This window comes from Pseudomonas sp. R3.Fl (assembly GCF_023516765.1).
In the GTDB taxonomy this organism is placed as follows: Bacteria; Pseudomonadota; Gammaproteobacteria; order Pseudomonadales; family Pseudomonadaceae; genus Pseudomonas; species Pseudomonas citronellolis.
The window spans coordinates 1,373,509-1,385,406 of record NZ_JAMGSO010000001.1 but is presented as its reverse complement, the minus strand read 5'-3'; the positions used below and the strand labels follow the sequence as shown (position 1 = coordinate 1,385,406).

Here is an 11,898-nt window from a genome sequence, read left to right as displayed (position 1 = left end):
CTCCCGGGGTAGCCGGACTGGAGTCCGGTCTTGTTGGTGGTTGCCGGCGGCGGGGCCGCCGGCTCGGATGGCTACCAGCAAAGCGCGGGCGCCGTGGCGGGGCAATGCGCGTTGGTTCCACCCTGTGGAACCGCGCGCGCTCAGAAGTGGTAGTAGATGCCGATGGCCACGCTGGACGGGTCGTCGCCGGTCTGCTCCACGGGGATGCCGGCGTAGCTCACGGCGGCCTGGCGCTGGTTGTCGATCAGCGCCACGCGGCCGTACAGCGCCAGGTTCGGGCGCAGGAAGTGGTCGTAGCCGAGCATCACCCCGGTGGCGTCCTGCTCGCCGCTGTCGACGTTGCGCCGGGTGGCCACCAGCCGCGCCAGGTCGCGCTCGCCCACCGGCAGCATGAAGCCGAGGGTCCAGGCGGTCATGCTCGGGGTGCCGTGGTAGTCCACGTCCTGGCGCTGCCAGGTGAGGTTGGAGGAGAAGGGGCCGAAGTCGTAGAAGGCCGAGGCGCTCTTGAACACGTTGTGCGTCTGCCGGCTGCGCCCGCCGTCGTCCCACGGGTCGCTCAGGTAGTCGTTGTAGGAGCCGAGCAGGATCAGCCGGCTGTCGCGGTACTGCAGGCTCACGCCCTTGCCGCGCACCGTGCGTCCGGAACTGGCGGCGTCGTCGAAGCCGAAGCTCATGGCGCTGCCGAGGCTGAAGCCGTGGTAGCTCGGCGTGGTGTAGGCGAGGGTGTGCTTGGGCCGCACGTCCAGGTAGTAGGCGCCCTTGCCGCGCGGCGGCAGGGTGAGGAAGGTGTAGGGCGAGCCGTACACGGCGAGGAAGGGGTCGGCGTAGGTCGGCGTGCTCATGTTGTAGGTCTTGCCGAGCTCCAGCTTGCCGTAGTGGCGCGTGCGCAGCGCCACCAGCGCCAGGCGTAGCGCGCCGACCTGCTTCCAGTGCTGGTCCAGGGCCTGGCCGTTGAGGTTGAAGCCTTCCTCGACGTCGGCCTCCAGCACCGTGTCCTCGTCCAGCGCCTTGCGCAGGTACAGGCCCAGCTTGTTGGTCCAGGCGCCGCCGCCTTCCAGGCGCCAGCCGGAGTGGTGGCCGGAATCGTGGTAGTCGCTGAAGACGTCGAGGGTCCCGTAGACCCTGGCCTTGTCGTCGAAACCCTTGTCGATGTTGTAGTAGCCGAACCCCGAGGCGATGCGGCCGATGCCGGGGAAGCCTTCGGCCTGGGCCGCGAAGGGGGCGGCCAGCAGGGCGGCGAGGAGGAACGGGGAAGGCTTGCGGTGGTGAGCTTGGATGTGCACGGCGCGGATTCCTGGTTGTGGTTGTTGTAGGCAGGTACCGGGGCGGCAGCGGGGCCGCCGTCGCCTTTCCAGCAGAATCCGGACGGGGCCGGCGCGGCAATGCACAGCGGTTCCATGGCGCGGAACCGCTGGCAGGCTGGGTCAAACGTTACGCTCAGGTTAACGATCGTGCGCCGCGCTTGATTGATGCAGCGGGCGGCGGGTCCCTAAGGTGCGTCCACGACAGCAGCGTTCGTGGAGGTTCCGATGATCCAGACATCCCCCCCGCCCCAGTGGTCGCGGCGGCGCGCCGAGAAAGCGCGACGCCTCGAACGGGTGCGCCACCTGGCCGATGGCGCGGTGCTGCCGCGCGAGCACCTGGTGCGCGCCCTGGAGGCGCTGATCGCCCCGGGCGACCGCGTGGTGCTGGAGGGCAACAACCAGAAGCAGGCCGACTTCCTCTCGCGCAGCCTGGCCCGGGTGGACCCGGGCCAGGTCCACGACCTGCACATGATCATGCCCAGCGTCGGCCGCCCCGAGCACCTGGACCTGTTCGAGCTGGGCATCGCGCGCAAGCTCGACTTCTCCTTCTCCGGCCCGCAGAGCCTGCGCATCGGCCAGTTGCTGGAGGACGGGCTGCTGGAGATCGGCGCCATCCACACCTACATCGAGCTGTACTCGCGCCTGGTGGTGGACCTGATCCCCAACGTCGCCCTGGTGGCCGGCTTCATCGCCGACCGCGACGGCAACCTCTACACCGGCCCCAGCACCGAGGACACCCCGGCGCTGGTGGAGCCCACCGCCTTCAGCGACGGCATCGTCATCGCCCAGGTCAACCGCATCGTCGACGATCCGCGCGACCTGCCGCGGGTGGACATCCCGGCCAGCTGGATCGACTTCGTGGTGGAGGCCGACCGGCCGTTCTACATCGAGCCGCTGTTCACCCGCGACCCGCGCCACATCAAGCCGGTGCACGTGCTGATGGCGATGATGGCGATCCGCGGCATCTACGAGCGGCACAACGTGCAGTCGCTGAACCACGGCATCGGCTTCAACACCGCGGCCATCGAGCTGATCCTGCCGACCTACGGCGAGTCCCTGGGGCTGAAGGGCAGGATCTGCCGGCACTGGACGCTCAACCCGCACCCGACGCTGATCCCGGCCATCGAGAGCGGCTGGGTGGAAAGCGTGCACTGCTTCGGCACCGAGCTGGGCATGGAGCGCTACATCGCCCAGCGCCCGGACGTGTTCTTCACCGGCCGCGACGGCTCGCTGCGCTCCAACCGCATGTTCTGCCAGCTGGCCGGGCAGTACGCGGTGGACCTGTTCATCGGCGCCACCCTGCAGGTGGACGGCGACGGCCATTCCTCCACCGTCACCCGCGGCCGCCTGGCCGGCTTCGGCGGCGCCCCGAACATGGGCCACGACCCGCGCGGCCGGCGCCATTCCACTCCGGCCTGGCTGGACATGCGGCCCGAGCCCGAAGCCCTGCTGGAACGCGGCAAGAAGCTGGTGGTGCAGATGGTCGAGACCTTCCAGGACGGCGGCAAACCCACCTTCGTCGAGCAACTGGACGCGGTGGACGTGGCGCGCAAGGCGAACATGCCGCTGGCGCCGGTGATGATCTACGGCGACGACGTCACCCACGTGCTCACCGAGGAAGGCATCGCCTACCTGTACAAGGCGCGCTCGCTGGAGGAACGCCGGGCGATGATCGCCGCGGTGGCCGGCATCAGCCCCATCGGCCTGCGCCACGACCGGCAGGACACCGAGCGCATGCGCCGCGAAGGGCTGATCGCGCTGCCCGAGGATCTGGGCATCCGCCGCGCCGACGCCAGCCGCGAACTGCTCGCGGCCAAGAGCATCGCCGAACTGGTCGACTGGTCCGGGGGCCTGTACGAGCCGCCGGCACGCTTCAGGAGCTGGTGATGGCCCAAGCCTACGAACTCGAACCCCGCGTCGGCCTGGGCGAGCGCCTGGCCGACCTGGCGGTGGACGCGCTGATCGACGAAGCCGAGCTGTCGCCCAAGCCGGCGTTGGTGGACCGTCGCGGCAGCGGCGCCCACAGCGACCTGCACCTGGGCCTGATGCAGGCCTCGGCGCTGAGCCTGTGGCCGTGCTTCCAGGCCATGGCCGAGGCCGCCCGGGCCCATGGCGAAATCGGCCTGCCGCTGCGCGAAACCCTCGGCCGCCTCGGCCGCGAAGGCGAGGCGGACATGCTGCGCACCACGGCGGGGGTGAACACCCATCGCGGCGCCATCTGGGCCCTGGGCCTGCTGAGCGCCGCCGCCGCGCTCGACACTTCGCGGCTGGCGGCCGAAGCGGTGGCCGCCCGCGCCGGGCGCATCGCCGTGCTCGCCGACCGCGCGCAACCGCAACTGCCCAGCCATGGCGCCAGGGTGCGCCAGCGCTACGGCGTCGGCGGCGCCCGCGAGGAAGCCCAGCTGGGCTTCCCCCGCGTGGTGCTGCACGGCTTGCCGCAACTAAGGCGCAGCCGCGCGGCCGGCGCCGGCGAGCAGAACGCCCGGCTCGACGCGCTGCTGGCGATCATGGCCGTGCTGGACGACACCTGCGTGCTGCACCGCGCCGGCACTGCCGGCCTGCAAGCCATGCAGGGCGGCGCGCGGGCGGTGCTCGATGCCGGCGGCAGCGCCAGCCTGGCCGGGCGCCGCCAACTGCGCGAGCTGGACCGTGCGCTGTTGGCGCTCAACGCATCTCCCGGCGGCGCCGCCGACCTGCTCGCCGCCTGTCTCTTTCTGGATCGCCTGCCCGCCGCGCTCGGCGGGTGGGCCGGGAGCCTCTGACCATGGAAACCCTGTCCTTCGAATACCCCGCCACTTCGTCGGTGCGCGGCCGCGCCCTGGTGGGCTGCGTCGGTTCCGGCGACCTGGAGGTGCTGCTGCAACCGGCCCCGGCCGGGGCCCTGAAGATCGAGGTGGTGACCTCGGTGAACGGCAGCGCGCCGCGCTGGCGGCAACTCTTCGAGCGGCTGTTCGCCGCCGTGCCGGCGCCGGCCGCGCAGATCTGCATCCACGACTTCGGCGCCACCCCCGGGGTGGTGCGCCTGCGCCTGGAACAGGCGCTGGAGGAGGCCGGCCATGAGTGACGTCGCCCAACTGCTGGCCCTGCGCAGCTTCACCGAACTCTCCGCCCGCCAGCGCGCCCGCGAACTGCTGGACGCCGGCAGCTTCCGCGAACTCATCGACCCCTTCGCCCGCGTGCAGTCGCCCTGGCTGGAAGGGCAGGGCATCGTGCCCCAGGCCGACGACGGCGTGGTCATCGCCCGCGGCACCCTGGACGGCCAGCCGGCGGTGGTGGCCGCCATCGAAGGCGCCTTCCAGGGCGGCAGCATGGGCGAGGTCAGCGGGGCGAAGATCGCCGGCGCCCTGGAACTGGCCGCCGAGGACAACCGCCAGGGCATCCCCACCCGCGCGCTGCTGTTGCTGGAAACCGGCGGCGTGCGTTTGCAGGAGGCCAACCTGGGGCTGGCGGCCATCGCCGAAATCCAGGCGGCCATCGTCGACCTGCAGCAGTACCAGCCGGTGGTGGCGCTGGTCGCAGGCCCGGTCGGCTGCTTCGGCGGCATGTCCATCGCCGCCGGGCTGTGCAGCTACGTGCTGGTCACCCGCGAGGCGCGCCTGGGGCTCAACGGCCCGCAGGTGATCGAGCAGGAAGCCGGCATCGAGGAATACGACTCCCGCGACCGTCCGTTCATCTGGAGCCTCACCGGCGGTGAGCAACGTGCCGCCAGCGGCCTGGCCGATGCCTGCCTGGCCGATGACCTGGCGACCCTTCACCAGGCGGTGCGCGACTACTTCGCCAAGGGCCTGCCGGCGCACCCGCGCAGCCGCCGCGCGCGGGACTTCCTGGCGCGCCTGGAAAGCCTCGATACGAGCGAGCAGATCGACGCCGCCGGCGTGCGCCGCCTCTACGCCGGCCTGAACCAAGGAGACGCGCAATGAGCCAAGCACCTTCTTCCCGTGGCCTGGCCTGGTTCCAGGCGCTGGCCGGCGAACAGCCCGCGCGGGCACAGGACGGCTTCTCGCTGCGGGTGGCCGACGTTGAGCTGGACGGCCAGCCGCTGCGCTACCTGGCGGTGATTGCCGATGCACAGAATCCCTTCCCCCGCGCCTGCAACGGCGAGGTCGGCCTGCTCGAAGGCTGGCGCCTGGCTGCGGCGGTGGACGAGGCCATCGAGGCCGACCGTGATGCGCCGCTCAAGCGAGCCCTGGTGGCGATAGTCGACGTGCCCAGCCAGGCCTACGGACGCCGCGAGGAAGCCCTGGGCATCCACCAGGCCTTGGCCGCTGCGGTGGACGCCTACGCCCGCGCGCGCCTCGCCGGCCACCCGGTGATCGGCCTGCTGGTGGGCAAGGCCATGTCCGGCGCCTTCCTTGCCCATGGCTACCAGGCCAACCGGCTGATCGCGTTGCGTGATGCGGGGGTGATGGTCCACGCCATGGGCAAGGCCGCCGCCGCGCGCATCACCCTGCGCAGCGTCGAGGAACTGGAACGGCTGGCCGCCACGGTGCCGCCGATGGCCTACGACATCGACAGCTACGCCTCGCTCGGCCTGCTGTGGGACAGCCTGGAAGTGCCGTCCATAGACGCGCCCGGCGAAGCGGACGTGGCCCAGGTGCAAGCCAGCCTGCGCCGCGCCCTGGACGATATCGCCGGTGCCCCGCGCGACCTGCGCGGCCGCCTCGGCGCAGCCAACCGCGCGGCCTCCAGCCGCGTGCGCGAACTGCTGCGCGAGCAGTGGTGAGAACTCAGGAGCGGGCCATGGCCATCGTCGACAGCTCACAGCGGGGCTCGCGCCGGGACTGGCCCGCTCCTGACCTTTTCCGCGCCCACGACCTGCTCTGGGGCATGGGCGCCGAACACTTGCCGGAGGATGCACCGGCCTGGGCGAGCGAAGTGCTGGCGGCCGGTTGGCCTGTCGCCGTGCGTCGCGCCCCGGCTCGGGATGGATGGCTGGCAGTGGGCCTGCGTGGACACAGCCGCGACCAGCGCTGGGCCGGCTGGTTGTCGGTAGCCGCGGTGCAGCGTTGCGCCACGCCCGAAGCGTTGCGCCAGGTCGTGCCGCAACGCGAGCTGCCCACCTGGCAGGCCCTGCGCCAAGTGCGCGAAGTGCTGGATGCCAGCGGCCTGGCCTGGGGCATCACCGGCGGCGCCGGCTTCGAACTGGTCACCGGCGTGCCGGTGTTGCACGACGCCAGCGACCTCGACCTGCTGCTGCGCACCCCGCAGCCGTTTTCCCGCGACGCGGCCCGCGCGCTGCTCGCCGAACTGAACCAGGCCGCCTGCCGCATCGACCTGCAACTGCAGACCCCCGCCGGCGGCCTGGCCCTGGCCGAATGGGCCGGGGAGGGCGCCCGCGTCATGGTCAAGGGCGACCACGCGCCGGCGCTGCTGGCCGATCCCTGGGCGCGTGCCGAGGTGGCCGCATGAGCAACTTCTTCGCCTTCCCCGGCCAGGGCGCGCAGTACCCCGGCATGCTCTCGGCGTTGCCCGGCGAGCCGGAAGTGCGCACCTGCCTGGAAGAGGCGGCGGACGTGCTCGGCCAGCCCATGGCCAGCCTGGAAAACGCCGAGGCCCTGGCCTCTACCCGCGCCGTGCAGCTGTGCCTGCTGATCGCCGGTGTCGCCGCGGCACGCCTGCTCGGCGCACGCGGGCATCGGCCGGCGATGGTGGCCGGGCTGTCCATCGGCGCCTATCCGGCCGCCGTGGTCGCGGGTGCCCTGGCCTATGCCGATGCGCTGCGCCTGGTCGCCCTGCGCGGCGAGCTGATGCAGCGGGCCTGGCCCAGCGGCTACGGCATGAGCGCCATCCTCGGCCTGGAGCAGGCGCAGCTGGAGCCGCTGCTGGCCCAGGTGCACAGCGCCGAACGCCCGGTCTACCTGGCGAATATCAACGCCGAACGGCAACTGGTGGTGGCCGGCAGCGACGAGGCCCTGCAAGCCATCGCCGAACTGGCCCGCGCCCAGGGCGCCAGCGCGGCGAAGCGCCTGGCGGTCAGCGTGCCGTCGCACTGCGAACTGCTGGCCGAACCCGCCGCGCGCCTGGCCGAAGCCTTCGCCGGCGTGCAACTGAAACGCCCGCGGCTGCGCTACCTGAGCAGCAGCACGGCGCGCCTGGTCATGGAGCCGGCGGCCCTGGCCGCCGACCTGGCCGGGAACATGGCGCGCCGCGTGGAATGGCGCGCCACCCTGCGCAGCGCCTACGAGCGCGGCGCCCGCCTGCACCTGGAGCTGCCGCCCGGGCGCATACTCAGCGGCCTGGCCAAGCCCTGCTTCGGCGCCGCCGCCATCGCCTTCGACGGTGCCCGCGCGGACACCCTGGACGCGCTGCTGCGCGAGGAGGAACGCCGCGACCCCTGAGCCGGTCCCAACATCCCCAACCCCAACGACCAACCGAGGACAACAACAATGATCATCTACGGTGTCGCTTTACTGTCTGCCTGCACGCTCGCGGGCGTGATCCTGGGAGACCTGCTGGGCGTGCTGCTCGGCGTGCAATCCAACGTCGGCGGCGTCGGCATCGCCATGCTGCTGCTGATCTTCGCCCGCCTGGCGATGCACAAGCGCGGCGGGCTGAGCAAGGAATGCGAGTTCGGCGTGGGCTTCTGGGGCGCCATGTACATTCCCGTGGTAGTCGCCATGGCCGCGCAGCAGAACGTGGTCACCGCCCTGCACGGCGGCCCGGTGGCGCTGCTCGCGGCGATCGGCTCGGTGCTGGTGTGCGGCGCGACCATCGCGCTGATCAGCCGTACCCACCGCGGCGAGCCGCTGCCGCGCGAGGACCGCGCCGAAGACCTGGGCGCCGCCCCGGTGGGAGGGCGCTGAGATGTGGCAGATCGTCGAGAACGCGCTCATCCATAACGGCCTGGTCACCGCCTTCGCGGTGGTGGGCGTGATCATGTGGGTGTCGGTGCTGATTTCCCGCCACCTGACCTTCGGCCGCGTCCACGGCTCGGCCATCGCCATCCTCATCGGCCTGGTGCTGGCCTGGGTCGGCGGCACCCTCAGCGGCGGGCAGAAGGGCCTGGCCGACCTCTCGCTGTTCTCCGGCATCGGCCTGATGGGCGGGGCCATGCTGCGCGACTTTGCCATCGTCGCCACGGCCTTCGAGGTGCAGGCCACGGAGGCGCGCAAGGCCGGGCTGATCGGCGTGGTGTCGCTGCTGCTGGGCACCATCCTGCCGTTCATCGTCGGGGTGATCGTGGCCTGGTCGTTCGGCTACCGCGACGCGGTGAGCATGACCACCATAGGCGCGGGCGCGGTCACCTACATCGTCGGCCCGGTCACCGGCGCGGCGCTGGGCGCCAGCTCCGACGTGATGGCGCTGTCCATCGCCACCGGGCTGATCAAGGCCATCCTGGTGATGGTCTTCACCCCGGTCTCGGCGCGCCTGCTGGGCCTGGACAACCCGCGCTCGGCGATGGTCTTCGGCGGCCTGGCCGGCACCGTCAGCGGCGTCACCGCCGGGCTCGCCGCCACCGACCGGCGCCTGGTGCCCTACGGCGCGCTGACCGCCACCTTCCACACCGGCCTGGGCTGTCTGCTCGGCCCGTCGCTGCTGTACTTCTGCGTGCGCGGCCTGGTGGGTTGAGCTAGTGGCCGGCTGAGAAAAGCGGGCGGGGCGCCTCAGGCCCCCGCCCGCGCCGCTTCCTGCTCGTGGCGCATGCCGTACATGCGGCATTCGGCGAGCAGCGCCAGCAGGTTCGGGTCGCGCTCCTTGGCGCGCAGGAACACCACGCCGATGCGTTGCTGCAGGCGGTAGCGCGCCTGCAGCGGAATCAGCTTCACGCGGTTCTCGTACACCGCCTCGATGCGCTTGGGCAGCAGCGCGTAGCCCACCCCGGAACTGACCATGCTGAGCAGGGTGAAGATGTCGTTCACCTGCATGGCGATGTGCGGCTCGAAGCCGGCCTGGCGGAATACCCGCACGCCGTCCTGGTGGGTGGCGAAGCCCTGGGCGAGGGTGACGAAGGGCGCGTCCTTCAGGCTGGCCAGGTCGATCTCGGCCTGCTCGGCATAGGGCGAATCCACCGGCACGGCGAGGAAGATGTCGTCGGAGAACAGCGGCAACTGCTCGCAGTCGGGGTCGGCCACGCTCTCGTTGAGCGACACCAGGATGGCGTCCAGCTCCATGTTCTTCAACTGGTAGAACAGGTCGACGTTGGAGCCGAGGATGAGGTCGATGTTCAGCTCGCTGCGCCGCAGCTTCAGGCCCATGATCAGTTGCGGCACGGTCTTCACCGTCAGCGAATAGAGCGCGCCGAGCTTGAAGCGCTCGGCGGAGAAGCCGGCGGCCTCGCGGGTCAGGCGCACCGTCTCGTTCACGTCCTGCACCAGCTTCTGCGCGCGTTCCTCCAGCACGAAGGCGCTTTCCAGCGGCGTCAGCGTGCGCCCCTCGTGCTTGAACAGCGGGCAGCGCAGGGCGCTTTCCAGGGAGTGGATGGCTCGGTGCACGCTGACGTTGCTGGTGCCCAGCTCGGCGGCGGCGCGGGCCAGGTTGCCGGTGCGCATGAAGGCCAGGAAGACTTCCAGTTTCTTCAGCGTCAGCTCTTCGTCGATGCGCGGCGTGGGCGCGCTGGCCGTGTCAGCGCGGGCCATGGGGGCCTCGGGCGGCGTGCGGAAGGGGCATGGGGATTCTCGCTTCGTCGATGGCCCGGCCAAGGTAGCGGAGCCGGGCGCGGGCTGCCAGCGCCGTGCCGGTGGTGGTTTGGGGAAGTGCTTGGACAGCGCTGTCTTTTGCGCGCGGGAGGCTGCATGTCGCCGCAGGGCCCCGCAGGCGCGAACCTGTGGGCCGTCATTACCCTGGGTATTGTGCGGTTATTGAGGAAAATATTTCACGAACGGGCTGGATTATTACGGGATATGAAAAATAATATTGCCAGCCCTGCGTCTGGCCATTAGCCCGCGCGGGCAGTAACGTGCGCGTCGCCTTTGACCGGGCATTTTTTTCACCTGCAAAAGATAGCGCTGTCTCAAGGCTGCGCAGGTTTTCCGGGGCAGGGGGAATGGCCGCGCCAGAGCGCTGCGTCGGCCCCTGTTCTACAGTTTTCGTTTGGCCATGCGGCTCGCGCCCCGTTGGGGAGCGGGCCGGGTGGCGCTTTTTCGCTTCAGGCTGCCAGGAGGAATAGCCCCCATGATCACCGCCCGCAATCTCGCCCCGGGGCTGGGGCTGCTCGCCCTGCTGGCCGGCGGCGCCCATGGCGACGAGGCTTTTTCCGCCGATTCGAAGTGGGGCCTGGGGGACTGGGGCGGCACCCGCAGCGAGCTGCTGGAGAAGGGCTACGACTTCAAGCTGGACTACGTCGGCGAGGCCGCGGGCAACCTGCACGGCGGCTACAACGACGACAAGACCGCGCGCTACACCGACCAGTGGGCGCTGGGCACCCACCTGGACCTGCAGAAGATCCTCGGTTGGCACGGCGCGGAGTTCCAGCTGACGGTGACCGAGCGCAATGGCAACAACCTCTCCAACGACCGCCTCAGCGACCCGCGCGCCGGCCAGCTCAGCTCGGTGCAGGAAGTCTGGGGCCGCGGCCAGACCTGGCGGCTGACGCAGATGTGGTACAAGCAGACCTTCCTCGACGACGCCCTGGACATCAAGGTCGGCCAGTTCGGCGAGGGCGAGGACTTCAACAGCTTCCCCTGCGACTTCCAGAACCTGGCCTTCTGCGGCTCGCAGGTGGGCAACTGGGTGGGCGGCATCTGGTACAACTGGCCGGTGGCGCAGTGGGCGCTGCGGGTGAAGTACAACCTGAGCCCGGAATTCTTCGTGCAGGTCGGCGCCTACGAGCAGAACCCCTCGAACCTGGAGACCGGCAACGGCTTCAAGCTCAGCGGCAGCGGCACCAAGGGCGCGATCCTGCCGGTGGAGCTGGTGTGGTCGCCGAAGGTCGGCGGGCTGCCGGGCGAGTACCGCCTGGGCTACTACTACAGCACTGCCAAGGCCGACGACGTCTACGAGGACGTCAACGGCCAGCCCCAGGCGCTGACCGGCAATGCCTTCAAGTCCCACGGCAGCAAGCACGGCTGGTGGGTGGTGGCGCAGCAGCAGGTCACCGCGCACGACGGCGACGCCGCGCGCGGCCTGAGCCTGTTCGCCAACTTCACCGTGCATGACCAGGCGACCAACAGCATCGACAACTACCAGCAGGTGGGCGCGGTCTACAAAGGCCTGTTCGATGCCCGGCCGAAGGACGACATCGGCCTGGCGGTGGCGCGCATCCACATCAACGACGATGTGACCAAGCACCAGAAGCAGCTCAACGAAGTCGCCGGCCTCGACGACTACGACAACCCGCTGTTCCAGCCGGTGCAGCACAGCGAATACGACGCCGAGCTGTACTACGGCGTGCACGTGACCAACTGGCTGACGGTGCGGCCGAACCTGCAGTACATCAAGCATCCCGGCGGCGTCTACGAGGTGGACAACGCCCTGGTCGCCGGCCTGAAGGTCCAGTCCAGCTTCTGAGCCGCCCAGTCATCACCAAGGCCCCGGCCAGCGCCGGGGCAGGGAGCAGGAACCCCAGCATGCCCTTGCGTTTTCGCCCGCTCAGCCTCGCCATCAGCCTGCAGCCGCCGCTGCTGCTCTGGGGCCTGGGCACCGGCACCTTCGCCCT

The 11,898-nt window shown here is 70.5% G+C and carries 12 protein-coding genes; 10 read left to right on the top strand and 2 right to left on the bottom strand.

The annotated features are described in order from the left end of the window. Positions 1-140: 140 nt before the first annotated feature. A complete protein-coding gene (locus M8R19_RS05690; RefSeq protein ID WP_249920140.1) occupies positions 141-1,277 on the bottom strand; it encodes a porin in 1,137 nt (378 codons plus the stop codon). Between the two features lie 252 nt (positions 1,278-1,529). Here M8R19_RS05690 and mdcA point away from each other — a divergent pair, with 252 nt between their 5' ends. Genes mdcA through madM form a run of 9 tightly spaced genes read left to right on the top strand, consistent with a single transcriptional unit; the run spans position 1,530 to position 8,873 of the window. Next, positions 1,530-3,191: a malonate decarboxylase subunit alpha gene (mdcA, locus tag M8R19_RS05685; protein ID WP_249917273.1), complete on the top strand. Its 1,662-nt coding sequence runs from the start codon at positions 1,530-1,532 to the stop codon at positions 3,189-3,191. Continuing rightward, complete coding sequence (locus tag M8R19_RS05680; RefSeq protein ID WP_249917272.1) at positions 3,191-4,066, top strand: triphosphoribosyl-dephospho-CoA synthase; 876 nt, start codon at positions 3,191-3,193, stop codon at positions 4,064-4,066. The genes mdcA and M8R19_RS05680 overlap by 1 nt, the downstream gene beginning before the upstream one ends. Positions 4,067-4,068: 2 nt before the next feature. Beyond that, positions 4,069-4,368: a malonate decarboxylase subunit delta gene (locus M8R19_RS05675; RefSeq protein WP_249917271.1), complete on the top strand. Its 300-nt coding sequence runs from the start codon at positions 4,069-4,071 to the stop codon at positions 4,366-4,368. Then, positions 4,361-5,224 carry a biotin-independent malonate decarboxylase subunit beta gene (locus tag M8R19_RS05670; RefSeq protein ID WP_249917270.1) on the top strand — a complete coding sequence of 288 codons (864 nt, stop codon included), beginning with the start codon at positions 4,361-4,363 and terminating at the stop codon, positions 5,222-5,224. Before M8R19_RS05675 ends, M8R19_RS05670 begins: the two co-directional genes overlap by 8 nt. Continuing rightward, positions 5,221-6,027 (top strand): biotin-independent malonate decarboxylase subunit gamma, encoded by an 807-nt coding sequence (mdcE, locus tag M8R19_RS05665; RefSeq protein ID WP_249917269.1) that lies wholly within the window; start codon positions 5,221-5,223, stop codon positions 6,025-6,027. The genes M8R19_RS05670 and mdcE overlap by 4 nt, the downstream gene beginning before the upstream one ends. Before the next feature lie 17 nt (positions 6,028-6,044). Continuing rightward, entirely contained in the window at positions 6,045-6,713 is a 669-nt protein-coding gene (locus M8R19_RS05660; RefSeq protein ID WP_249917268.1) for a malonate decarboxylase holo-ACP synthase, read from the top strand. Beyond that, a complete protein-coding gene (mdcH, locus tag M8R19_RS05655; protein WP_249917267.1) occupies positions 6,710-7,642 on the top strand; it encodes a malonate decarboxylase subunit epsilon in 933 nt (310 codons plus the stop codon). Before M8R19_RS05660 ends, mdcH begins: the two co-directional genes overlap by 4 nt. 48 nt (positions 7,643-7,690) lie before the next feature. Next, entirely contained in the window at positions 7,691-8,107 is a 417-nt protein-coding gene (madL, locus tag M8R19_RS05650) for a malonate transporter subunit MadL (protein ID WP_043314736.1), read from the top strand. Between the two features lies 1 nt (position 8,108). Beyond that, positions 8,109-8,873 (top strand): malonate transporter subunit MadM, encoded by a 765-nt coding sequence (gene madM, locus M8R19_RS05645; RefSeq protein WP_116423645.1) that lies wholly within the window; start codon positions 8,109-8,111, stop codon positions 8,871-8,873. Between the two features lie 35 nt (positions 8,874-8,908). Here madM and M8R19_RS05640 read toward each other — a convergent pair whose 3' ends face one another. Continuing rightward, positions 8,909-9,880 (bottom strand): LysR family transcriptional regulator, encoded by a 972-nt coding sequence (locus M8R19_RS05640; protein ID WP_058071365.1) that lies wholly within the window; start codon positions 9,878-9,880, stop codon positions 8,909-8,911. 535 nt (positions 9,881-10,415) lie between these two features. Between M8R19_RS05640 and M8R19_RS05635 the strand changes: the two genes are divergently transcribed. Continuing rightward, a complete protein-coding gene (locus M8R19_RS05635) occupies positions 10,416-11,750 on the top strand; it encodes a carbohydrate porin (protein ID WP_249917266.1) in 1,335 nt (444 codons plus the stop codon). The last annotated feature ends 148 nt before the right edge of the window (positions 11,751-11,898 follow it).

Excerpts from the sequence above, each read along its gene's own strand:
- mdcA (WP_249917273.1), top strand. The coding sequence starts at position 1,530 with ATGATCCAGACATCCCCCCCGCCCCAGTGGTCGCGGCGGCGCGCCGAG.
- M8R19_RS05680 (WP_249917272.1), top strand. The coding sequence starts at position 3,191 with ATGGCCCAAGCCTACGAACTCGAACCCCGCGTCGGCCTGGGCGAGCGC.
- M8R19_RS05675 (WP_249917271.1), top strand. The coding sequence starts at position 4,069 with ATGGAAACCCTGTCCTTCGAATACCCCGCCACTTCGTCGGTGCGCGGC.
- M8R19_RS05670 (WP_249917270.1), top strand. The coding sequence starts at position 4,361 with ATGAGTGACGTCGCCCAACTGCTGGCCCTGCGCAGCTTCACCGAACTC.
- mdcE (WP_249917269.1), top strand. The coding sequence starts at position 5,221 with ATGAGCCAAGCACCTTCTTCCCGTGGCCTGGCCTGGTTCCAGGCGCTG.
- M8R19_RS05660 (WP_249917268.1), top strand. The coding sequence starts at position 6,045 with ATGGCCATCGTCGACAGCTCACAGCGGGGCTCGCGCCGGGACTGGCCC.
- mdcH (WP_249917267.1), top strand. The coding sequence starts at position 6,710 with ATGAGCAACTTCTTCGCCTTCCCCGGCCAGGGCGCGCAGTACCCCGGC.
- madL (WP_043314736.1), top strand. The coding sequence starts at position 7,691 with ATGATCATCTACGGTGTCGCTTTACTGTCTGCCTGCACGCTCGCGGGC.
- madM (WP_116423645.1), top strand. The coding sequence starts at position 8,109 with ATGTGGCAGATCGTCGAGAACGCGCTCATCCATAACGGCCTGGTCACC.
- M8R19_RS05640 (WP_058071365.1), bottom strand. The coding sequence starts at position 9,880 with ATGGCCCGCGCTGACACGGCCAGCGCGCCCACGCCGCGCATCGACGAA.
- M8R19_RS05635 (WP_249917266.1), top strand. The coding sequence starts at position 10,416 with ATGATCACCGCCCGCAATCTCGCCCCGGGGCTGGGGCTGCTCGCCCTG.